20 protein-coding genes are annotated in these 20,952 nt (G+C 69.9%); 15 read left to right on the forward strand and 5 right to left on the reverse strand.

Annotated features, from left to right (window positions below; all coding sequences use genetic code 11):
- The first annotated feature begins 69 nt into the window (after positions 1 to 69).
- The 6 genes from EOD42_RS19920 to EOD42_RS19945 all read left to right on the forward strand — a co-directional run bounded on the left by EOD42_RS19920 (position 70) and on the right by EOD42_RS19945 (position 4,856).
- Positions 70 to 639: a sigma-70 family RNA polymerase sigma factor gene (locus EOD42_RS19920; protein WP_240655223.1), complete on the forward strand. Its 570-nt coding sequence runs from the start codon at positions 70 to 72 to the stop codon at positions 637 to 639.
- Positions 636 to 1,253 carry a ChrR family anti-sigma-E factor gene (locus tag EOD42_RS19925; protein ID WP_127789336.1) on the forward strand — a complete coding sequence of 206 codons (618 nt, stop codon included), beginning with the start codon at positions 636 to 638 and terminating at the stop codon, positions 1,251 to 1,253. Before EOD42_RS19920 ends, EOD42_RS19925 begins: the two co-directional genes overlap by 4 nt.
- Positions 1,254 to 1,257: 4 nt before the next feature.
- Positions 1,258 to 2,103 carry an alpha/beta hydrolase gene (locus EOD42_RS19930; RefSeq protein ID WP_206020407.1) on the forward strand — a complete coding sequence of 282 codons (846 nt, stop codon included), beginning with the start codon at positions 1,258 to 1,260 and terminating at the stop codon, positions 2,101 to 2,103.
- The gene (locus tag EOD42_RS19935) at positions 2,100 to 2,882 is read left to right on the forward strand and encodes a DUF1295 domain-containing protein (RefSeq protein ID WP_127789338.1); all 783 of its coding nucleotides are present in this window, start codon (positions 2,100 to 2,102) and stop codon (positions 2,880 to 2,882) included. Before EOD42_RS19930 ends, EOD42_RS19935 begins: the two co-directional genes overlap by 4 nt.
- On the forward strand, positions 2,879 to 3,907 hold the full coding sequence (locus tag EOD42_RS19940; protein WP_127789339.1) for an SAM-dependent methyltransferase: 1,029 nt from the start codon (positions 2,879 to 2,881) through the stop codon (positions 3,905 to 3,907). The genes EOD42_RS19935 and EOD42_RS19940 overlap by 4 nt, the downstream gene beginning before the upstream one ends.
- A 61-nt stretch (positions 3,908 to 3,968) precedes the next feature.
- The gene (locus EOD42_RS19945) at positions 3,969 to 4,856 is read left to right on the forward strand and encodes a LysR family transcriptional regulator (RefSeq protein ID WP_127789340.1); all 888 of its coding nucleotides are present in this window, start codon (positions 3,969 to 3,971) and stop codon (positions 4,854 to 4,856) included.
- On the opposite strand, the gene pdxR is transcribed toward EOD42_RS19945, so the two are convergent.
- Positions 4,853 to 6,274: a MocR-like pyridoxine biosynthesis transcription factor PdxR gene (pdxR, locus tag EOD42_RS19950; protein ID WP_127789341.1), complete on the reverse strand. Its 1,422-nt coding sequence runs from the start codon at positions 6,272 to 6,274 to the stop codon at positions 4,853 to 4,855. The two genes, EOD42_RS19945 and pdxR, sit on opposite strands and share 4 nt — an antisense overlap.
- 89 nt (positions 6,275 to 6,363) lie before the next feature.
- On the opposite strand from pdxR, the gene EOD42_RS19955 reads away from it, so the two are divergent.
- The 8 genes from EOD42_RS19955 (at position 6,364) to EOD42_RS19990 (ending at position 14,042) form a co-directional block, all read left to right on the forward strand.
- On the forward strand, positions 6,364 to 6,984 hold the full coding sequence (locus tag EOD42_RS19955; RefSeq protein ID WP_127789342.1) for an FMN-binding negative transcriptional regulator: 621 nt from the start codon (positions 6,364 to 6,366) through the stop codon (positions 6,982 to 6,984).
- 4 nt (positions 6,985 to 6,988) lie between these two features.
- Positions 6,989 to 7,627 carry a LysE family translocator gene (locus EOD42_RS19960; RefSeq protein ID WP_127789343.1) on the forward strand — a complete coding sequence of 213 codons (639 nt, stop codon included), beginning with the start codon at positions 6,989 to 6,991 and terminating at the stop codon, positions 7,625 to 7,627.
- 165 nt (positions 7,628 to 7,792) lie between these two features.
- The gene (locus EOD42_RS19965) at positions 7,793 to 9,382 is read left to right on the forward strand and encodes an ABC transporter substrate-binding protein (RefSeq protein ID WP_240655224.1); all 1,590 of its coding nucleotides are present in this window, start codon (positions 7,793 to 7,795) and stop codon (positions 9,380 to 9,382) included.
- Positions 9,383 to 9,385: 3 nt separating this feature from the next.
- Positions 9,386 to 10,372, forward strand: coding sequence for an ABC transporter permease (locus EOD42_RS19970; protein ID WP_206020408.1), 987 nt, complete (start codon positions 9,386 to 9,388; stop codon positions 10,370 to 10,372).
- The gene (locus tag EOD42_RS19975) at positions 10,369 to 11,214 is read left to right on the forward strand and encodes an ABC transporter permease (protein WP_127789344.1); all 846 of its coding nucleotides are present in this window, start codon (positions 10,369 to 10,371) and stop codon (positions 11,212 to 11,214) included. The genes EOD42_RS19970 and EOD42_RS19975 overlap by 4 nt, the downstream gene beginning before the upstream one ends.
- A complete protein-coding gene (locus tag EOD42_RS19980; RefSeq protein WP_127789345.1) occupies positions 11,211 to 12,821 on the forward strand; it encodes an ABC transporter ATP-binding protein in 1,611 nt (536 codons plus the stop codon). Before EOD42_RS19975 ends, EOD42_RS19980 begins: the two co-directional genes overlap by 4 nt.
- Positions 12,822 to 12,884: 63 nt before the next feature.
- Entirely contained in the window at positions 12,885 to 13,274 is a 390-nt protein-coding gene (locus EOD42_RS19985; protein WP_127789346.1) for a RidA family protein, read from the forward strand.
- Positions 13,275 to 13,277: 3 nt separating this feature from the next.
- Entirely contained in the window at positions 13,278 to 14,042 is a 765-nt protein-coding gene (locus EOD42_RS19990) for an alpha/beta fold hydrolase (protein WP_127789347.1), read from the forward strand.
- Here the strand turns inward: EOD42_RS19990 and EOD42_RS19995 are convergent.
- The 4 genes from EOD42_RS19995 to EOD42_RS20010 form a co-directional block, all read right to left on the reverse strand.
- Positions 14,039 to 16,795, reverse strand: a complete 2,757-nt coding sequence (locus EOD42_RS19995) for a phosphoenolpyruvate carboxylase (protein ID WP_127789348.1) — start codon at positions 16,793 to 16,795, stop codon at positions 14,039 to 14,041. The genes EOD42_RS19990 and EOD42_RS19995 overlap by 4 nt on opposite strands.
- Positions 16,796 to 16,912: 117 nt before the next feature.
- The gene (locus tag EOD42_RS20000) at positions 16,913 to 18,322 is read right to left on the reverse strand and encodes an NAD(P)(+) transhydrogenase (Re/Si-specific) subunit beta (protein ID WP_127789349.1); all 1,410 of its coding nucleotides are present in this window, start codon (positions 18,320 to 18,322) and stop codon (positions 16,913 to 16,915) included.
- A gap of 4 nt (positions 18,323 to 18,326) precedes the next feature.
- Positions 18,327 to 18,722, reverse strand: a complete 396-nt coding sequence (locus EOD42_RS20005; RefSeq protein ID WP_127789350.1) for an NAD(P) transhydrogenase subunit alpha — start codon at positions 18,720 to 18,722, stop codon at positions 18,327 to 18,329.
- A 10-nt stretch (positions 18,723 to 18,732) separates the two neighbouring features.
- Entirely contained in the window at positions 18,733 to 19,881 is a 1,149-nt protein-coding gene (locus EOD42_RS20010; protein ID WP_127789351.1) for a Re/Si-specific NAD(P)(+) transhydrogenase subunit alpha, read from the reverse strand.
- Between the two features lie 207 nt (positions 19,882 to 20,088).
- On the opposite strand from EOD42_RS20010, the gene EOD42_RS20015 reads away from it, so the two are divergent.
- A complete protein-coding gene (locus EOD42_RS20015) occupies positions 20,089 to 20,919 on the forward strand; it encodes a flagellin (RefSeq protein WP_127789352.1) in 831 nt (276 codons plus the stop codon).
- The last annotated feature ends 33 nt before the right edge of the window (positions 20,920 to 20,952 follow it).

Below are 20,952 nucleotides of genomic sequence, written 5' to 3' on the forward strand. Positions count from 1 at the left end.
GCCGTTATGGGGGTGATGGTTGATCTGGCGACACGACATGAAGCCAAGCGGCGGTCGGATTCCCGCGGGGTGAGCGACACGCTGCCCCCCGAGGAAGCCGTGGCCCTGCTGTGCCGCGTCGCGGCCGAGGCCGATCGCGCGGCCTTCGCGACGCTGTTCGCGCATTTCGCGCCCCGGCTGAAGACCTATCTCATGCGCCTCGGCCTGCCCTCCGCGGGGGCCGAGGAGCTGGCGCAGGAGACGATGCTGACGGTCTGGCGCCAGGCCGCGCAGTTCGACCCGGCGAGCACCGGCGTCGCGGGCTGGATCTTCACCATCGCGCGCAACCGGCGCCTGGATGCCGCGCGGCGGGACCAGGTGCGCAGCCGCCTGCGGGACCATCTGGACCCGGCGCAGCTGGAAACCTCCGCCCCTCCGGTGGCCGATACGGCACTGGATGAGGCCGAGCGCGGCGCGCGGCTTCACCAGGCCCTGCGGCACCTTCCGGCGGACCAGCTGGAGGTGCTGCGGCTCTCCTTCTTTGACGAACGCCCGCACGCGGAGATCGAACGCGCGCTCGGCATTCCGCTCGGCACGGTCAAGTCACGGCTGCGCCTGGGCATGATGCGGCTGCGGAAGCTGCTGGATGACATGCAATGACCGGTAACCATCCCTCCGACGCCACCTTGCTGGCCTATGCCGCGGGCAGCCTTCCCCTGGCCCATGCCATGGTGGTGCGCACCCATCTGGCCCTGTGCCCCGATTGCCGGGAGGCCGCGCGCCTCGGCGTCTCGCTGGGCGGCGCCCTGCTGGAGGATGCCCCGCCCGCTGATCTGGCCGGCGATGCGCTGGAACGCACCCTGGCCCGGCTCGATGAGCAGGAACCGCTGGCCCCGGCGCAGCGCGTGCCCTCCACCATCGAGGAACTGGCGACCGGGCGCTGGATCTGGCTCGGCCCCGGCATCCGGTTGATGCCGCTGATCCGGCGCGGGGCGGACGGCGCCCGGCTGGACCTGATCCGCGTGAAGCCCGGCGCCTGCCTGCCCGGCCATGGCCATACGGGCATGGAGCTGGCCTGCGTGCTGAAGGGTGCCTTCCAGGACGAGACCGGCGAATACCGCGCGGGCGACTTCGCCGAGGGCGACGAGGCGCTGGACCACTGCCCCGTGGCGCTGCCGGTGGACGGGGAATGCGTGTGCCTGATCTCCACCAGCGGCCGGCTGCGCGCGCATAGCTGGCTCGCCCGGCTGATCCAGCCGATCTTCGATGTCTGAACCCATGCGCCGGCCGCTGCTCGCCAGCCTGGGGGCGTTGCTCGCCTCGGCCTGCTCGCCCGTCACGCTGCTGAACGCGGTGGCGCCGAGCGCCGGCGTGCGGGTGGCCAAGGACATCGCCTATGGCCCGCTGCCGCGCCACAGGCTGGACGTCTACGCGCCCATGGATGCACGCGGGGCGCCTGTGGTGGTGTTCTACTACGGTGGCGGCTGGGAGGCGGGCGACCGCGCCATGTACCACTTCCTCGGCGCCGCCATGGCCGCCGAGGGCATGGTCTGCGTCATCCCCGATTACCGGCTGTTCCCGGAAGTGCGCTTCCCGACCTTCATCGAGGACGGCGCGACCGCCCTGGCCTGGGCGAAGCGCGAGGCCACGGCCCAGGGCGGCGATCCGGCCCGGCTGTTCGTCATGGGCCATTCGGCGGGCGCGCATATCGCGGCCATGCTGGCGGTGAACCCGCGCTATCTGGCGCCGCGGGGCCTGTCGCAGCGCGACCTGCGGGGCTTCGTCGGGCTCGCGGGCCCTTATGACTTCCTGCCGCTGACCAGCCAGCGCCTGCGTGAGATCTTCGGCCCCGAGCAAGGCTGGCCCGCCACCCAGCCGATCAACCTCGTCACCGCCGAGGCGCCGCCCGCCTTCCTGGCCACCGGCGACCGCGACACCACCGTCTATCCGCGCAACACCGAGAACCTGGCCGCGCGGCTGCGCGCTGCGGGCGTTCCGGTGGAGACCCGGACCTATGAGGCCATCGGCCATGTCCAGATCATGGGCGCCATGGCCGGCCCGCTGCGCTTCCTGTGCCCGGTGCGGGAGGACGTGCTGCGCTTCATCCGGGGCCGCAGCGCATGATCGGCCCGCTGCTCGCCGGCTGGGCCGCGCTCTCGCTGGTGATGGCGCTGGCCTGGCAGGTGCAGCGGCGGCTGGGCAATGCCGGCTGGGTCGATGCCTTCTGGACCTTCGGGCTGGGCGGCACGGGCACAGCCCTGGCCCTGCTGGCCGGGAATGGCGCGCGGCGCTTCCTGGTGGCGGGGCTGATCGCCGCCTGGGCCCTGCGCCTGGGCCTGCACATCGCGGCCCGCACCCGGGGCGCGCCGGAGGACAGCCGCTATGCCGGCTTCCGCCAGGAATGGGGCAGCGATTTCCAACGCCGCATGTTCAGCTTTCTGCAGATCCAGGCGGCAGCGGGCGCGCCGCTGCTGGTGCCGATGCTGGTGGCAGCGCGCAACCCGCATCCGCTGGGCTGGCCCGACGCCCTGGCGCTGATCCTCGCCGCCCTGGCCGTGGCGGGAGAGGCCTTGGCCGACCGCCAGCTCCAGGCCTTCCGCACCGACCCCGCCAACAAGGGCCGCGTCTGCGATGCCGGGCTATGGGGCTGGTCGCGCCATCCAAACTATTTCTTCGAGTGGCTGCACTGGTTCGCCTATCCGTTGTTCGCGCTGGGCGGCGGGCTCGCCTGGCTCGCCTTCATCGGGCCGGCCTTCATGTATGTGCTGCTCGTCCATGTCTCGGGCATTCCGCCGCTGGAGGCGCAGATGCTGCGCAGCCGGGGTGATGCCTATCGCGCCTATCGGCGCCGCGTCAGCGCCTTCTTCCCCTTTCCCTGGCCCATGCCCCGGAGGGCACCATGAACCTCATCGCCGCCGCCACCCAGGCCGTGGAACGCGTGCCCCTGCCGGACAGCCTGACCCGCGCCGGCATTTCCTTCCTGGTGAACCGCACCGCGCGCAAGCTGCGCGACGGGGCCGCCAGCGCGGAACTCGCCTTCGCCGAGGCGATGCGCGAACACCCGATCGCCCTGTTCCCCGAGGACGCCAACGCCCAGCATTACGAACTGCCGCCCGAATTCTTCGGCCTGATGCTGGGTCCGCAGCGCAAATACTCCTGCTGCCTGTACCCGACCGCCACCACCACGCTGGCCGCGGCCGAGCAGCTGGCCCTGGCGGAAACCGCCATCCATGCCGATTTGCGCAACGGCCATCGCATCCTGGAACTCGGCTGCGGCTGGGGTTCGCTCAGCCTGTGGATGGCGGAACGCTTTCCGCTGTCGCGCATCACGGCGGTGTCGAACTCGGCGCCGCAGCGGGCATATATCGAGGCCCAGGCGGCCGCGCGCGGGCTGACCAACCTGACCGTGATCACCGCCGACATGAACGACTTCGCCACCACGGACCGCTTCGACCGCGTGGTGTCGGTGGAGATGTTCGAGCACATGTCGAACTGGCCCGGCCTGCTGGCGCGCATCCATGGCTGGCTGGCGGATGACGGCCGGCTGTTCCTGCATGTGTTCAGCCATCACTCCGTGCCCTACCGCTTCGAGACCGGCGACAAGGCCGACTGGATCGCCCAGCACTTCTTCACGGGCGGCATCATGCCCAGCCACAACCTGATCCGGCATCTCGATGCGCCCTTCGTGCTGGAGGCCGACTGGCGCTGGTCCGGCACGCATTACGAGCGCACGGCGCTGGACTGGCTGGCGCTGTACGACGCCAATGCCGAGGCGATCGAACAGGTGCTGCGCGAGACCTACGGTGCCGATTGGGCCCTGTGGCGGCGGCGCTGGCGGCTGTTCCTGCTGGCGACGGCAGGCCTGTTCGGCGCGGCGGAGGGCCAGGAATGGGGCGTCAGCCACTACCGGCTGCGACGCACCGGCTGAACGCCGCCCGCCTGCCCGGCGGGGGCGTGCGGGGCGCCGTGGCGGGTGCTAGTCAACACCCATGCACGGCCTCACCCTTCGCCAGATCCGGGCCTTTCTCGTCACCGTCGAGCTCGGCAGCATCGCTGCCGCCGCCCGCAACCTGGGCCTGACCCAGCCGGCCGTGGGCCAGCAGCTGCGGGAGCTTGAGGCCCAGCTGCGCGTGCGCCTGTTCGAGAAGATCGGCACGCGGCTGCAACCCACCCCCGCCGGCCAGGCCCTGCTGGAGCCCGCGCGCGAGGTGGCGGCCAGCATCACCCGGCTGCAGGAAACCGGCGCCCGTTTCCGCGCGGGCGATACGGGGCACATCCGCCTGGGCACCGGCGCCACCGCCTGCATCTACTTCCTGCCGGAGCGCCTACGCCGCGTGCGGCAGGCCATGCCGGGGGTTGAGATCGCCGTCAGCACCGGCAACACCGCGCCCATGTTGCAGGCGCTGATGGAAGGCAGCCTGGACGTGGCCGTGGTGACCGCCATGCCGCAGGACGTGCCCACCAGCCTGGTGGCGGAGCTTCTGTTCCACGACCCGCTGATGGCCCTGCTGCCTCGCGGCCTGGCGGGCGCCATGCCCGATGCCCTGCGTGCCGAGGAACTGCTGGCCCACCCGCTGCTGCTGCATGTGCGCGGCAGCGTCACGCGCAGCCTGGTGGACCGCTGGTTCCTGGAGAACGGCCACGGCGCCACCCCTGCGATGGAATTCGACAGCATCGCCGCGATCCGGGAGCTGGTGGCGGCCGGCCTCGGCTGCGCCATCGTGCCAGGGCTGGCCGCGCGGGTCGCGCACCCGGATCTGGTCGCCCGCCCCCTGGCACCCGCGCTGAACCGCCCCATCAGCTTGGTGCTGCGCGGCAACCAGGTGCCGGATGCGGCACTGCGGCTGCTGCTGGCAGAGCTTCGCGCGCCCGCCTAGCGGAAGCCGGCGAGACAATCGCCCAGCAGCGCCACGCCCTGCCCGATCGCCCCGACATCAAGGCCGGCATAGCCCAGCACCAGGCCGGCGAGCCCAGCCCCCGTGCCACCCGCATGCAGCGGCGCGATGGGATACAGGCCGAGCCCCATCGACCGCGCATGCCCGGTGAAGGCGGCCTCACGCTCCGCCGGCACGTCGTTCAGCCAGGCCACCACATGCAGGCCGGCATCGGCGCCCGCCACCGTCACCTGTGCGCCGAGCCCCGCCAGCGCCTCCAGCAGGGCCGCGCGCCTTTCGCCGTTGCGGCGCCGGGCGCGCTGGACATGGCGCTCATAGGCGCCGCTCTCGATCAGCGCGGCCAGGGCCTCCTGTTCCAGCAGCGGCGCGTGGCGGTCCGTCAGCCGCTTGGCCTGGACGAAGGCATGGGCCAGCGCGGGCGGCACCACCAGATAACCGAGCCTGAGCGTGGGCGAGAGCGTCTTGGACACCGTGCCGAGGTAGATAACCCGCTCCCCGTCATCGAGCGCCCTGAGCGGCGGCACCGGGGCGATGTCGTAGCGGTACTCGCTGTCGTAGTCGTCCTCGATCACATGGGCGCCGTGGCGCGCCGCCCAGGCGAGGAGTTCGCGCCTGCGGGCGGCGGACATCACGCAGCCCAGCGGAAACTGATGCGAGGGCGTGGCATAGGCCAGCCGGGCCGGCGGCAGCCCCTCGGTCGCCATGCCCTCGCGGTCGACCGGCGCGGGGTGCAGCGCCGCCCCCGCCGCCAGGAAGGCCTGGCGGGCCTGCTGATATCCAGGCTCCTCCATCACCGCGCGGTCGTCGGGGTCGAGCAGCAGCCGCGCGCAGAGGTCGAGCCCCTGCTGGGAGCCGTTGACGATGATGATCTGCGATGCGTCGCAGCGCAGCCCGCGCGCCCGCCACAGATAGCCCTGCAGGGCATGCCGCAATGCCTCGCTGCCCGCCGGGTCGCCATAGCGCAGCCGGGGCCGGCGACGCAGCAGCGCGGCCCCCACCGCCTTGCGCCAGGCCGGCAGCGGAAAGTCATCGGCGCTGAGGTCCCCATAGCGGAAATCCGCGACCAGTCGGGCATCATGCCTGAGCGGGGCGGGAAAACCCGAGACGCGCCGCCCATAGGCCGAGAGCATGACGGGCGCGGCCGTCCGGCGTGGTTCCGATGCCGCGGCCAGGCGGCCCAGCCCTTCCGCCACGCGCGCGCGGGCGCCCGGCCGCCCGATCAGGTAGCCCTCAGCCAGCAATTGCTCATAGGCGGCGGTGACAGTGGTGCGCGACACGCCCCACTCCAACGCGAGGGACCGGCTGGACGGCACGCGCTCCCCGGCCTGGAGGCTGCCGCGCGCGATCTGCGCCTTGATGGCCTCGCAGATCCGGCGCGTGAGGGTGTCTTCCGCAGCCATGCCGACTGGCCTTCTCAATTTGGTCGAAACTGGCCGTTCAGCCCGGTCCAGTTTGCCGCCACTATGACGGCCGGACAAGGAGCCACGCCATGTACCTGCCGCCCGCCTTCCGCGAGGATGACCACGCCGTGCTGCACGAGGCGATGCGTGAGGCCCGCCTGGCGAACCTGGTGACCATGACGCCCGAAGGGCTGGTCGCCACCCCCCTGCCCCTGTTCCTGGCGGCCGAGGAGGGCCCGCACGGCACGCTTTATGGCCATGTCGCGCGCGCCAACCCGCAATGGAAGCTGCCGCCCCAGGGCGAGGCGCTGGCGCTGTTCACCGGCCCGCACGGCTATGTCAGCCCCAGCTGGTATCCATCCAAGGCCGAGCATCACAAGGTGGTCCCCACCTGGAACTATGTCGCTGTCCATGCCTATGGGCCGGTGGAGCTCTTCGAGGACGCCGACCGGCTTCTCTCGGTGGTCTCGCGCCTGACCGCGCTGCATGAGGGGCCGCGCGCGCAGCCCTGGTCCGTCTCGGACGCGCCGGCCGATTTCATCCGCGCCCAGCTGCGCGGCATCATCGGCCTGCGCCTGCCGATCACCCGGCTGGAGGGCAAGCGCAAGCTGAGCCAGAACCGCAGCGAGGCGGACCGGGCCGGCGTCGCCGCTGGGCTGGCGGCCAGCGAGAACCCGGACGACCAGGCGGTCGCCCGGCTGATGGGCTGAGACCATGATCGAGATCGGGCAGCTGGCACTGTTCCTCGCGGCCGCGCTGGTGCTGGCGATCACGCCCGGGCCCGGCCTCTTCTACGTCGCGGCACGCAGCCTGGCTGGCGGCCGGGCAGAGGGCGTCGCCTCCAGCCTGGGCACCGGCCTCGGCGGCATGGTGCATGTGCTGGCAGGCAGCCTGGGCGTCTCCGCCCTGGTCCTTGCCAGTGCGGAGCTGTTCGCGGCACTGAAGCTGCTGGGCGCCGCCTATCTGGTCTGGATCGGCCTGCGCACCGTGCTCGCCGCGCGGCAGGCGCCGGCGGAAATCCCGACGGGCTCCTCCGTCGGCACACGGCGCGCCTTCCGCGAAGGCGTGCTGGTCGAGGCACTGAACCCCAAGACGGCGGCCTTCTTCCTCGCCTTCCTGCCGCAGTTCCTCGACCCGGCGCGCGGTGATGTCGCGGCGCGGTTCGTCCTGCTGGGCTTCCTGTCGGTCGCGTTCAATACCGGGGCCGACATCGCGGTGGCGTTCCTGGCCGCACGGCTGCGGCAGGGCGCCGCCTCCCGGCCCGGGCTGATCCGCCGCCTGCGCCAGGCCTCGGGTGGGGCGATGGTCGCCCTCGGCATCGGCCTCGCCTTCGCGCGCCGCCCTTCTGCCTGATCAAGCGGCGAATCCGCTTGGCGTGCCCGCGGCTTATGCGGCGGCACCGCGCGCTGGCGCGTTCCTGGGCAGCGGCCCCGCGGCCTTCGCGCGCCCCCCGGCAAAGTCCTTGTTCACGGCGCGGAACGAGGAATAGCCTCCCTGCATAACCAGGGAGAATTCACGATGGATGTTTCGCGCCGTGGCCTGATGGCCGCCGCCGGGTCCGCACCTGTGCTGATGACCGTGTCCGAGGCGCTGGCCCAGGGTGTGACCCCGCGCCGCGGCGGCACGCTGCAGATGATGCTGACGCCGGAGCCGCCCGTGCTGCAGATCGGCGTGAACCAGCAGGGCCCGACCCTGGCCGCCGCCCCGAAGATCTTCCAGGGCCTTATCACCTTCTCCCCCACGCTGGAGCCGCAGCCGCAGCTGGCCAAATCCTGGACCATCAGCCCCGACGGCAAGGAATACATCTTCAAGCTGGAGGAGAACGTGAAGTGGCATGACGGCCGCCCCTTCACGGCCGATGACGCGGTGTTCTCCATCACCAAGTTCCATGTCGAGCTCTCGCCGCGCGCGCGCGCCATCTTCACCCTGATCGAGACCTGCGAGGCGACGGACCCGCACACGCTGCGCATCGTGCTGAAGCAGGCCTTCCAGCCCTTCCTGCTGATGTTCGACCCGACGGCCTGCGCCATCGTGGCCAAGCACCTGTTCGACGGCCAGGACTATCGCACCGCCCCCGCCGTCCAGCAGCTGATCGGCACCGGCCCCTTCAAGTTCACCGAATGGCAGCGCGGCAACTTCATCCGCATGGACCGCAACGAGAATTACTGGAAGCCGGGCCAGCCCTATCTCGACACCATCATCTACCGCATCATCCCCGACAGCCAGAGCCGCCGCCTGGCGCTGGAAACCGGGCAGGTGCTGCTGAGCCAGGCCTCGGACATCGAGCCCTTCGACATCCCGCAGCTGCGCAGCCGCCCGAACCTGACGGTCGATACCAAGGGCTGGGAGTATTTCTCGCCCCTGTCCTGGATCGAGCTGAACCACCGCGTGAAGCCGCTGGACGATGCGCGGGTGCGCCGGGCGATGTCGATGGCGATCGACCGCAACTTCATCATCAACCGGCTGTGGTTCGGCGTGGGCAAGCCCGCGACCGGCCCCGTCGCCTCCACCACCCGCTTCTACGACGCCAACGCCAAGATCGCGGCCTTCAACGTGCGTGAGGCCAACGCGCTGCTGGATGCGGCGGGCTTCCCGCGCAAGGCCGACGGCACGCGCTTCAGCCTGAAGCACATCCCCCTGCCCTACGGCGAGATCTGGACCCGGCTTTCCGAATACCTGCGCCAGGCGATGCGCCAGATCGGCATCACGCTGGAGCTGGAAAGCACCGATGCCGGTTCCTGGGCACGCCGCGTGGGCAATTGGGAATACGAGACGACGATCAACTTCGTCTATCAGTTCGGCGACCCGACGCTGGGTGTCGCGCGCACCTATGTCTCCTCCAACATCCAGCGCGTGACCTTCACGAACACGGGCGGCTATTCCAACCCGCGCGTGGACGCGCTGTTCGAGGAAGCCCGCACCACCCCCGCCGCGGCCGACCGCGCCCGGCTGTTCAGCGACGTGCAGAAGATCCTGGTCGACGAGGTGCCGCAGATCTGGCTGACGGAGCTGTCCTTCCCCACCATCCACGACAAGAAGGTGCACAACGTCATCACCACCGGCCTTGGGCCCAGCAAGTCCTTCGACGACGTGTTCATCGCTGGCTGAGGCATGGAACTGTCGCGCCTGCCGGGGTTTCTGCTCCGGCGCGGGGTGAAGGCGGCGCTCGTGATCCTCGCGATCGTCGTCTGCAACTTCTTCCTGATCCATGCCGCGCCGGGCGACCCGGCGAGCGTCATCGCCGGGCAGTCGGGTGCCGCGGATGAGCGGTTCCTGGCCCAGCTGCGCCAGCAGTTCGGGCTGGACCAGCCGCTCTATGTGCAGCTCTGGATCTATCTGAAAGGCGTGCTCACGCTCGACCTGGGGTTCAGCCACCGCCAGCAGCTGCCGGTCTGGACGCTGATCGCGCAGCGCCTGCCGGCCACCCTGCTGCTGACGGGGGCTGCCTTCGTGCTGGCCGTCACGGCCGGGGTCACGCTCGGCACGCTGGCGGCGCGGCGGGTGGGGTCATGGGCGGATTCCATCATCACGGTCATCGCCCTCACCTTCTATGCCACGCCGCTGTTCTGGGTGGGGCTGATGCTGGTGCTGTTCTTTTCCGTCTGGCTCGAATGGCTGCCGAGCTTCGGGATGAACAGTGTTGGGGTGGAACTGTACGGCATCGCCGCCATGCTGGACGTGGCGCAGCACCTGCTGCTGCCTGCGCTTACGCTCGGGCTGTTCTACCTGGCCGTCTATGCGCGGCTGACGCGCGCCACGATGCTGGAGGTAGCCGACCAGGATTTCGTGAAGACCGCCCGCGCCAAGGGCGTGCCCGAGGGACAGGTCGTGCGCCGGCATGTGCTGCGCAACGCGCTGCTGCCGGTGATCACCTTCGCCGGCATCCAGGCCGGGCAGCTGGTCGGCGGCTCCATCCTGGTCGAGACGGTCTTCGCCTGGCCGGGCATCGGCCGGTTGGCCTTCGATGCGCTGCTGGCGCGCGACTACGCGGTGCTGCTCGGCGTTTTCTTCTGCACCTCGGTCATGGTGGTGGGCTTCAACCTGATGACGGACCTTCTCTACGCCGTGGTGGACCCCAGGGTGGAGGTCGAAGGGTGAAGGATTTCTGGAGACGCTTCAGCCGCAATCGCGGCGCCGTGGTCGGGCTGGTCATCCTGCTGCTGGTCTGCCTGGTCGCCGCCCTGGCGGATGTGATCTTCCCCGGCAGCCCGTGGGACATGGCGACCGCACCCTTCATGCCGCCCGGCGAGGAAGGGATGCTGCTGGGCTCGGACAGCCTGGGCCGCGACGTGGCGGCCGGCATCGCCCATGGCTCTCGCATCTCGCTGATGGTGGGCGCGGTTTCCACCGTGGCGGCACTGGCCATCGGCGTGTCGCTCGGCGCGCTGGCAGGCTATCTGGGGGGCTGGGTGGATGATGCGGTGATGCGCTTCACTGAATTCTTCCAGACCATCCCGAGCTTCGTCTTTGCCATCCTGCTGGTGGCGATCTTCACCCCCACCATCGGGTCGGTGGTCTTCGCCATCGCGGTCGTGTCGTGGCCGCCGGTGGCGCGCGTGGTGCGGGCCGAATTCCTCTCCCTGCGTTCCCGCGAATTCGTCCAGGCGGCCGAGGTGCTGGGCAAATCCCGCCTCGCCATCGTGGTGACGGACATATTGCCCAACGCGCTGTCGCCCATCGTCGTGCTGTCCTCGCTGATGGTGGCGAGCGCCATCCTGCTGGAAAGCGCGCTGTCCTTCCTGGGCTTGGGGGACCCCAACCTGATGACCTGGGGCTTCCTGATCGGGTCGGGCCGCTCCGTCATCCGCATCGCCTGGTGGATGAGCGTGTTCCCCGGCCTCGCCATCTTCCTCACGGTGCTGGCCCTCAATTTGGTCGGGGAGGGGCTGTCGGATGCGCTGAACCCCCGTCTCGCCCGTAAGCGCGGAGGTGCGGCATGACCCTGCTTTCGGTCGAGAACCTCACCGTCGCGCTGCCGCCGGGCGGCGACCGCCCCCATGCGGTGGAGGGCATCACCCTGGCGGTGAACCCCGGTGAGATCCTGTGCGTGGTGGGCGAGTCAGGGTCGGGCAAATCCATCACGGCCAACGCCACCATGGGCCTGCTGCCCAAGGGCCTACCCGTGACCTCGGGGCGGATCATGTTCGAGGGCCAGAACCTGCTGGCCCTGTCGCCCGAGGCGATGCGCCGCCTGCGCGGCCAGCGCCTGGCGATGATCTTCCAGGAGCCCATGACCGCGCTGAACCCGGTGATGCGCGTGGGTGAGCAGATCGCGGAGGCCATGCGCGTGCATGGCGTGGGCGGCAATGCCGCAGCCCGGGTGATCGAGCTGCTGGCGGCGGTGAACCTGCCCGACCCGGCCGCGACCGCCCGCTCCTACCCGTTCCGGCTCTCGGGCGGGCAGCGCCAGCGCGTGATGATCGCCATGGCGCTCGCGCTGGAACCCACCCTGCTGATCGCGGATGAGCCGACCACCGCACTCGACGTCACGACCCAGATGCAGATCCTGCGGCTGATCCGGGAAATCCAGGGCCGGCGCGGCACCGGGGTGATGTTCATCACCCATGATTTCGGCGTGGTGGCGGAAATCGCGGACCGGGTGGCCGTGATGCAGAAGGGCCGCATCGTGGAACAGGGGCCGGCGGCGGAGGTGCTCAATAACCCGCAGCACCCCTACACCCAGGGGCTGATCGCCGCCGTGCCGCATGGCGGCGCCATGATGACGCCGCCCAGCACCGCGCCCCTGGTGCTGCAGGCCAAGGGCATCGAAAAGACCTATCGCCGCCCCGGCGGCTGGTTCGGCCCCAAGCCCGTGGTGCGTGCCGTGCACGACGCCGATTTCGTGCTGCGCAAGGGCGAGACGCTGGGTCTCGTCGGGGAATCCGGGTCCGGAAAATCCACCTTGGCGCGCTGCGTGGTGAAGCTGGTGCAGCCCGAAAAGGGAGAGATCGTGTTCGAGGGCGCCGATCTGCGCCCGCTGTCGCGCGGGGCCTGGAAGCCCTATCGCAAGCGGATCCAGATGGTGTTTCAGGACCCCTTCGCATCGCTGAACCCCCGCCGCAAGGTGGGCGACATCATCGCCGAGGGGCCCATCACCCACGGCACGCCGCGCGCCGAGGCCCTGGCCCGCGCGCGGGAATTGCTTTCGCTGGTGCAGCTGGATGCCGGCGCGATGGAGCGTTTCCCGCATGAGTTCAGCGGCGGCCAGCGCCAGCGCATCGGCATCGCCCGCGCCCTGGCCATGGAACCCGAATTGCTGATCGCGGATGAGCCGGTCTCGGCACTGGATGTGTCGGTGCAGGCGCAGGTGCTGGCCCTGCTGGCCGATATCCGCGCCCGGCTGGGGCTGACCATGCTGTTCATCACCCACGACCTTCGCGTGGCCGCCCAGGTCTGCGACCGCATCGCCGTGATGCGGCGGGGCGCCATCGTGGAACAGGGCCCGACCGCCGAGGTCTTCGGCAACCCGCAGCATGAATACACGCGACAGCTGCTGGACAGCATTCCGGGCCGCGGCTGGACACCGCCGGTGCTGGCGGCTGAGTGAGGGCCTGGACAGGCCCGGCCCGATCATAAAGTATACGATATTCTTTCGATCGGAGCCTGAACCATGACGACCCTTGAGCACATCTCCGTCCCCGGCCATCACAAGGTGCCCTCTCCCATCACCCCGGCGGTTAAGGTGGGCAACCTGCTGTTCGTGTCCGGCATTCCGGCCTTCGACAAGGACGGCAAGCTGGCGGTGGGCGATTTCCCTGCCCAGATGCGCCAGGTGATGTCCAACATCACGGACATCCTGAAGGAAGCCGGCACCGACTGGTCCAACGTCGCCAAGTGCAACATCCTGCTGACGCGGCGCGAGGATTTCGAGACGATGAACCAGATCTACGCCGAGTATTTCCCCGACGGCAAATGGCCCGCCCGCATTACCTCGGTGGTGTATTCCCTGCCCCGCGCGAACTTCCTGCTCGAAATCGAGTGCTTCGCGCTGGTTCCCTGAGCCATGCCGTTCATCGAGGCCGGTAACAGCCGCCTCTATCACGAGGTGCATGGCGAAGGGCCGCCCGTCGTGCTGATGCACGGCGTGGGCGGCAACCATGCCGGCTGGTTCAACCAGGTGCCGGCCTTCGCCCGCCGGCACCGCACCGTGGTGATCGACCAGCGCGGCTTCGGCCTCTCGACCGACGCCGAGGGGCTGGGCCGCAGCGCCATGGCCGATGACCTGGCCCTGGTGCTGGACCATCTGGGCATCGAGCGCGCGGCGATCGTGGCGCAATCCATGTCCGGCGGCGCGGCAGTGAATTTCGCCTGCCGGCATCCGGGGCGGGTCTCGGCCCTGGTCATGGCGGACACGGCGCAGGGCATCGCGCTCTCACCCGACCTCGCCGCCATCCAGGCGGAGGCCATGAAGGCCGGTGAGGCGCTGACGCCCATCGAACGCGTCTTCGGCCCCAGCTTCCTGGCTGCGGAGCCCAGCCTGGCCTTCCTCTATCGCCAGATCTCTGGCTTCAACCGCTACAACGCGCGCAGCATCACGGGCGCCTTCCCGCTGAACGCGCCGGAGGCCCTGGCCGCCACCGGCATCCCGATCCTGTTCCTGGCGGGCGCGGAGGAGCGGCGCTTTCCCGTGCCGCTGCTGCGGGGCGTGCAGGCGCAGGTGGCCGGATCACGCTTCGTGCTGATCGAGCGCGCCGGTCATTCGGTGTATTTCGAACGGCCGGACGCGTTCAACGAGGTGGTGCTGGGGTTCTTGGCCGAGGCTGCTTAGCCGAACGCCCCCACCTCATGCGTGATCGCTGCCGAGCATTCCCGGCTCAGCGCGAACAGGCGGCGCATCGGCTCGAAGATCACCCGATGCTCCCGCGCATAGGAGGTGCCGGTGCGCGGCGGCGCGGCCTCGCCGAAATCGAGGCCCGCCGCGGGGTCGGGGGCCGCAGGAAACACCTCGGCCAGGATGGCCAGCACCGGCTCCACATCCAATTGCAGGATACGCGCGATCAGGCTCGCGCGCGTCGCGCCGTGGCGGGGGCTGAACTCCGGCACTTCCACCGCCAGCAGCCAGATGCGCTGCACCAGGGAAAGCCGCAGGGCGTGCAGCAGCACCAGCCTGTCCGCCATGCGCGGCAGTTCGGGCCAGCACGCGCGCAGGTTCAGCGCATCGGCCTGCAACCGGCGGAACATGCGCCGCACATCGCTGGACAGGCCTAGCTTCTCCAGCGCCTCGGCCACCGCCATCAGCGCCTCGCGCCGGCCGGGGCGGGTGGTGAAGCCCGCGCGGTCCAGCCAGGAACCCGGGTCCAGCGTATCCACCGCCGCCCGCAACACGCCCATGTCACTGACCGCCGCCGCATGGGTGGCCAGGTCCACCGCGCGGGCGAAACGGGGGGAGCGGCTGCGCAGGTCCTGGAAGGCATCCGGGTTGGCGATCGCGGCCCGCCCCAGCCCGTGCAGCGTGTTCGCCAGCCACCCCAGCTGATGCAGGATGGCGTTGTTCGGAATGGCGCGCAGCTGCGACGGGTGGCTGATGCGCGCGGCGCCCCCCATGCCGTCGCTCTGCCGGGCCGCCGGGCGGCTGCCGGTGCGGTCCAGCATGCCGGGGCCGAAGGCGCCCAGCAGCGCGGCATAGCCGGGGTCCTCCACCAGATCCTGCACGGCGGCCCGCGCGGTGGCGAAGAAATCGGCACCCCAGTCGCTCTCGGCATAGATCGGGTCCGGCGTCGCGGGCGGGCTCGCGAAGGAATGCTCGGCGATGCGCGCGATGGTGGCCCGCGCCATCACCGGCGTGCCGAACAGCATATAGCCGTCGCCGCCCTGGAAGGCCGTCTCCTCCCGCAGCCACAGCCCCGCGCGCGCCAGCGACAGCCGCACGGCGGGCGGCGAGAGGTAGTCGAAGCGGTCCGCCAGGCTGGTCGGGTGGCCGCCACGGCCGATGCTCTCGCCATGGGTATCGAACAGCACCAGCTCGATGCCGGTCAGCCCATGGCGGCGCAGCTGCTCCGCCAGGCGCAGCTTCAGGCGCTCCGCCAGGTAGCTGGCCGCCAGCTGCCCGACATACCGCCCGGAATCCGAGTAGCCGAACTGCAAGGTCATGCGCCCGTGCTTGCGCAGATAGTCACGGAAATGCGGGCTGCGCAGCGCCTCCTCCAGCACGCGCTCACCACGTTCCAGCGCCTCGGCGGTCTCGAACAGCGGAGAGATCTCGACCCGGTCCTCGATGCCGAACTGCCGCGCCAGCCACAGGGCAGCCAGCAGCGTGTAGCCGGTCTCGGTCTCCGCGATCAGGAAGCGCACGGGCTGGCTCGCATCCACATGCTTCACGATCTGCGCGACGGTCATCATCAACCGCGCCGCGCTCGCCTGCTCCCCCATCAGCGCGCCGAAATCGACCGGCTGAGCCTTCACCTCGGCCAGGGCGGTGTTGATCTGCGCCAGCACGCCCCGGCGGGATGCCATGTCGTTGGGGGCCTCGGCCAGGCCCAGGCGCTGGCGCAGCGCGTTGTGGATCTGCGCCGCGTTCAGCCGCACATGGGTGTGGGCCAGGGCCAGCCCATGCGCCAGCAGCCCGGCGCGGGCGACGGCCAGCGCCTGCCGCTCCTCCTCCGGCGCCGCCATGATCGCGGCATCGAACAGGGCGGCCAGCGGCGCGGTATCGGTCAACGCCGCCTCGCGCCTGTCGATCAGGGTGGTGGCGAAGGTCTGGACCGCGCCGGGTTCCTGGTTGTCCGGGCTGGCGGCGATCTGGGCGCCGACGGCGGAAAGCGCCTCGGCCAGCCGCTCCCGCAGCGGCGCCGCGGCCTCGCCCAGCGGGGCCAACTGCGCGGCCAGGCGCTCCAGCTGCAGCCGCTTCATGGTCAGGCGCAGGCGCAGCGTGTCGTACCAATGGATGTCGGTGCGGCCGTCCGTGTCATAGCCGACCCAGCTGGACAGGATGATGGGCCGCGGCGCCAGCTGCAGCACGCGGTCGCCCCAGACGGCATGCCCGGCCTCGAACAATGCCGCCGCCAGCTCATCCAGCGCGTCGCGGCCACGGGTGATCGCGGCATTGGCCTGGATGAACTCATCCATCAGCGTGGGCGCGGTGGGGCGGTGCGTCAGGCCGGTGGGCAGCGGCTCGCCGCTCGCGGCGCGGGCCAGGGCATCGGCGGTCGCGCGCGGCAGGCTGAAGGTGGGGTGGGCCGTGAACACCGCGGCGAAACGCGGATGCTCCAGCGCCTCCCGGAAACGGGCGAAGGGGATGGGGCTGTCATCCGGGTCGGGGCGGATCAGGCGCTCCGCCACATCGCGGAAATCGGAGGCGGGCCCCACATAGGCGCGCATGCGGGCCGCGCGGTCCCCCGCCGCCGCATCCGCCAGGGACTGGATCACACCGGCCACCTTGTCGAGATCGAGCCGCCCGTCATCCAGCCGCCGGCTGATCGACAGGGCGATGGCCAGCACCGGGTCCCCGAAGGGGTCCTGGTCGGCTGCCTCACGCGTCGCGTGCAGGCGGGTGAGCAGATCTTGGAGCTGTTCCTCGGGCATGGCTCATGCTGCATGCGCGAAGGGGCAAAAGGCAATGCTCATGAACGGCTTGGCCGAAAGGTCATGAAAAAGGCGCCGACCCTTCCGGGGCGGCGCCTTGGCGGGGCGTGGCGGCGATTACCGCTGCAGCGCCTGCACGATCTCCTGCGTCACCTTCTTCGCGTCGCCGAACAGCATCATGGTGTTGGGGCGGAAGAACAGCTCGTTGTCGACGCCGGCATAGCCGCTCGACATGCCGCGCTTGATGAAGAACACGGTCTTGGCGCGCTCCACATCCAGGATGGGCATGCCGTAGATAGGGCTGGACTTGTCGGTCTTGGCGGCCGGGTTGGTCACGTCGTTGGCGCCGATCACGAAGGCCACATCGGCATCCGCGAATTCGGGGTTGATCTCCTCCAGCTCATGCACTTCCTCGTAGGGCACATTCGCCTCGGCCAGCAGCACGTTCATATGGCCGGGCATGCGCCCCGCGACGGGGTGAATGGCATAGGAAACCTCGGCGCCTTCCTTCTTCAGCAGGTCGCCCATCTCGCGCAGCACCTGCTGGGCCTGCGCCACCGCCATGCCATAGCCCGGCACGATGATGATCTTCTGGGCGTTCTTCATCATGTAGGCCGCGTCCTCGGGACTGCCGGCCTTCACCGGCGGGCGGTCACCGCCGCCGCCGCCGGCCGAAGCCGACCCGCTCTCGGACCCGAAGCCGCCCAGCAGCACGTTGATGATGCTGCGGTTCATGCCCTTGCACATGATGTAGGACAGGATGGCACCCGAGGCACCGACCAGCGCGCCGGTCACGATCAGCAGCAGGTTGCCGACGGTGAAGCCGATGCCCGCCGCCGCCCAGCCCGAGTAGCTGTTCAGCATGGACACCACGACCGGCATGTCCGCGCCGCCGATCGGGATGATCAGCAGGAAGCCCAGCCCGAAGGACAGCAGCGCGATCAGCCAGAACAGCAGCGGGTTGCCGCTGGCCACGAAGCTGACGACCAGCACCAGCAGCAGCAGCCCCAGCGCGGCGTTCAGCAGATGCTGGCCCTTGAAGGTGATGGGCGCGCCCGACATCCGGCCATCGAGCTTGAGGAAGGCGATGACGGAGCCCGAGAAGGTGATGGCGCCGATGGCCAGGCCGAGCGACATCTCGACCAGCGAGCCCGCCTTGATGTGGCCCTGCGCGTCCAGGATGCCGAAGCTCTCGGGCGCGTAGAAGGCCGCTGCCGCCACCGCCACCGCGGCCATGCCGACCAGCGAGTGGAAGGCCGCGACCAGCTGCGGCAGGGAGGTCATCTCGATCTTCTGCGCGACATAGGTGCCGATGCCGCCGCCGATCAGCAGGCCCGCGATGATCAGCGCGATGCCGGAGAAGGACATGCCCGGCTGCAGCACGGTGGCCAGCACCGCGATGCCCATGCCGACCATGCCGAAGGTGTTGCCCTTGCGGCTGGTCTCCGGGTGGGAGAGGCCGCGCAGCGCCAGGATGAACAGCACGGAGGCCGCCAGATAGGCGAAGGTGGAAAGCGTGTGGGCCATGGGTTCAGCCCTTCTTCTTGAACATGGCGAGCATTCGCCGCGTGACGGCGAAGCCGCCGAAGATGTTCACCGAGGCGAGCGTCACGGCGATGAAGCCGAACACCTTCGCGGCGATGGAATCGCTGAGCCCCGTTGCCAGCATGGCGCCCACCACGATCACCGAGGAAATCGCGTTGGTCACGCCCATCAGCGGGGAATGCAGCGCGGGGGTCACGTTCCACACCACATAGTAGCCCACGAAGCAGGCCATCAGGAAAATCGTCAGCAGCAGCACGAAGGGCTCGGCGGCGGCCGCCGCCGGCGCCACATGGGTCTCGGCCACCACGCGCGCCTGGGCGGCCAGCGCCATGGCGTCCTGCGCCAGCACGGCCGCGCGGTTGGCCAGTTCGGTCGGGTTCATCTCTGTCTCCTCAGGCCAGGCCGGGGTGCACCACGGCACCGTTGCGGGTGATCGTCACGCCGCGCACCAGGTCGTCATCCTCGGGCAGCTTCGGCGCCTGGGCCTCCTTGTCCCAGAAGGTGGTCAGGAAGGTGAGCAGGTTGCGGGCATAGAGGGCGCTCGCGGCATTGGCGATGCGGCCGGGCCAGTTGGTGTGGCCCAGGATGGTCACGCCATTGGCCGTGACCGTCACCTCGCCCGGGCGCGTCAGGGCGCAGTTGCCCCCGGCGTCGGAGGCGATGTCCACGATGATGCTGCCGGGCTTCATGCTGGCGACCATGGCTTCCGTCACCAGGATGGGCGCGCGGCGGCCCTGCACCAGGGCGGTGCAGACCACGATGTCCTGCTTGGCGATATGCGCCGCGACCACCTCGGCCTGCTTGGCCAGGAACTCGGGCGACATCGCCTTGGCATAGCCGCCCGAGGTCTGGGCCGCGCGGGATTCCTCATCCTCATAGCCGACATAGCTCGCGCCGAGGGACTTGATCTCCTCCTTGGCGGCGGGGCGGACATCGGTGGCCGACACGCGCGCGCCCAGGCGCCGGGCGGTCGCGATGGCCTGCAGCCCGGCCACGCCCGCGCCCATGATGAAGGCATTGGCGGCGGGGATGGTGCCGGCGGCCGTCATCAGCATCGGAAAGGCACGGTCGAAGGCGGCGGCACCCTCGACCACGGCGCGATACCCCGCAAGGTTCGCCTGGGAGGACAGCACGTCCATGCTCTGCGCGCGGGTGGTGCGCGGCAGCAGCTCCATGGAGCACGCATCGACGCCGACCGAGGCGATGGCGCGCGCGCGTTCCGGGTTGGCGATCGCCTCCAGCGTGCCGATCAGCAGGGCGCCGCGATGGATCAGGGAAAGCTCGTCGATCTCGCCCTCACCGGTGCCGAGCGGCGCGCGCACCTTCAGCACGATGCCCGCGCCGAACAGCGCGGCCTCGGCGTCGGGCGCGATCTCGGCGCCCGCATCGGCATAGAGCTGGTCAGGATAGCCGGCCGCGGCCCCGGCCCCGGCCTCGATCGCGACCGAACAGCCGAGCGCCGCGAGTTTCTTCGCCGTCTCGGGCGTAGCGGCCACGCGCGTCTCCCCCGCGCGGCGTTCCTTCAACACTGCAAGGCGCATCTATTCCTCCACCCTCCGGCCGCCATGTTCGGGCAACCTCCGCTTCGGTTCTTGCCGGGATGGCGCCTGGGTTGCAAGCACCGCGCCCGGCCACTTCATGGCAGGTGCATGTAATTTAGGCGTTTACCCGCCGTTTAGGTCGAGGTGCCAAGGATGCGGCCAGGGTCCGGATGTCCCGGTCCCGGATTGTCCTGAGGAAAAACCCCGATGGCACTCAACAGCATCAATACCAATCTCGGCGCCCAGGTGGCGCTGCAATCCCTGAACCGCACGACGGACGAGCTGGCCTCGGTTCAGAAGCGCATCTCCACGGGCTATCGCGTGGCGGATGCGAAGGACGATGGCGCGGCCTATGCCGTGGCCGAACGTGTGCGGGGCGAGATCGCCGCGACCACCTCGGCCAATGAGCAGCTGGGCGGGGCCAAGGGCCTGATCGACGTCACGAGCTCCAGCCTCCAGAACGTCTCGACCTCGCTGTCGAAGCTGAAGGAGATCACGGTGAAGCTGGCCGACGGCAGCATCACCACGGAGCAGCGGACGCAGTACCAGGCCCAGGCCAAGGAACTGACCAACAACGTCAAGGCCTTCGTGACGGACGCCACCTACAACGGGCAGAACCTGCTCAAGTCGGGTGGTGCCAGCGTGAATGTCGTGACGAACGGTTCGGGCAGCTCCTACACCGTGGCGGCGTATGACGCGGAGGCCAACATCTTCGACGGCGTCTCCGACGCCAACACCTACACGGCCGGCGATGCGGCGGCGGCACTGACCACCACCGGCGCGCTGGGCGCGGCCATCACCAACACGCTCACCCAGCTCAATACCTTCGGCTCCTATTCCAACTACGTCGACACGCAGATCTCGTTCAACAAGGACAAGATCGACGCGATGGAGACGGGCATGGGCGCCCTCGTGGACGCGGACCTCGCCAAGGAATCGGCCCGGTTGCAGGCGCTGCAGATCCGTCAGCAGCTCGGCACCCAGTCGCTTGGCATCGCCAACCAGGCCCCGCAGGTCCTGCTGAGCCTGTTCCGCTGATCCAGCCAAGGGCCTGGCAAAATGCCGGCCCGC

It is taken from the genome of Rhodovarius crocodyli (genome assembly GCF_004005855.1).
Lineage (GTDB): Bacteria > Pseudomonadota > Alphaproteobacteria > Acetobacterales > Acetobacteraceae > Rhodovarius > Rhodovarius crocodyli.

Excerpts from the sequence above, each read along its gene's own strand:
- EOD42_RS19955 (WP_127789342.1), top strand. The coding sequence starts at position 6,364 with ATGTACCTGCCGCCCGCCTTCCGCGAGGATGACCACGCCGTGCTGCAC.
- EOD42_RS19935 (WP_127789338.1), top strand. The coding sequence starts at position 2,100 with ATGATCGGCCCGCTGCTCGCCGGCTGGGCCGCGCTCTCGCTGGTGATG.
- EOD42_RS19960 (WP_127789343.1), top strand. The coding sequence starts at position 6,989 with ATGATCGAGATCGGGCAGCTGGCACTGTTCCTCGCGGCCGCGCTGGTG.
- EOD42_RS20005 (WP_127789350.1), bottom strand. The coding sequence starts at position 18,722 with ATGAACCCGACCGAACTGGCCAACCGCGCGGCCGTGCTGGCGCAGGAC.
- EOD42_RS19945 (WP_127789340.1), top strand. The coding sequence starts at position 3,969 with ATGCACGGCCTCACCCTTCGCCAGATCCGGGCCTTTCTCGTCACCGTC.
- EOD42_RS19930 (WP_206020407.1), top strand. The coding sequence starts at position 1,258 with ATGCGCCGGCCGCTGCTCGCCAGCCTGGGGGCGTTGCTCGCCTCGGCC.
- EOD42_RS19925 (WP_127789336.1), top strand. The coding sequence starts at position 636 with ATGACCGGTAACCATCCCTCCGACGCCACCTTGCTGGCCTATGCCGCG.
- EOD42_RS20000 (WP_127789349.1), bottom strand. The coding sequence starts at position 18,322 with ATGGCCCACACGCTTTCCACCTTCGCCTATCTGGCGGCCTCCGTGCTG.
- EOD42_RS19970 (WP_206020408.1), top strand. The coding sequence starts at position 9,386 with ATGGAACTGTCGCGCCTGCCGGGGTTTCTGCTCCGGCGCGGGGTGAAG.
- EOD42_RS19980 (WP_127789345.1), top strand. The coding sequence starts at position 11,211 with ATGACCCTGCTTTCGGTCGAGAACCTCACCGTCGCGCTGCCGCCGGGC.
- EOD42_RS19995 (WP_127789348.1), bottom strand. The coding sequence starts at position 16,795 with ATGCCCGAGGAACAGCTCCAAGATCTGCTCACCCGCCTGCACGCGACG.
- EOD42_RS19940 (WP_127789339.1), top strand. The coding sequence starts at position 2,879 with ATGAACCTCATCGCCGCCGCCACCCAGGCCGTGGAACGCGTGCCCCTG.
- EOD42_RS19965 (WP_240655224.1), top strand. The coding sequence starts at position 7,793 with ATGGATGTTTCGCGCCGTGGCCTGATGGCCGCCGCCGGGTCCGCACCT.
- EOD42_RS20015 (WP_127789352.1), top strand. The coding sequence starts at position 20,089 with ATGGCACTCAACAGCATCAATACCAATCTCGGCGCCCAGGTGGCGCTG.
- EOD42_RS19985 (WP_127789346.1), top strand. The coding sequence starts at position 12,885 with ATGACGACCCTTGAGCACATCTCCGTCCCCGGCCATCACAAGGTGCCC.
- pdxR (WP_127789341.1), bottom strand. The coding sequence starts at position 6,274 with ATGGCTGCGGAAGACACCCTCACGCGCCGGATCTGCGAGGCCATCAAG.
- EOD42_RS19990 (WP_127789347.1), top strand. The coding sequence starts at position 13,278 with ATGCCGTTCATCGAGGCCGGTAACAGCCGCCTCTATCACGAGGTGCAT.
- EOD42_RS20010 (WP_127789351.1), bottom strand. The coding sequence starts at position 19,881 with ATGCGCCTTGCAGTGTTGAAGGAACGCCGCGCGGGGGAGACGCGCGTG.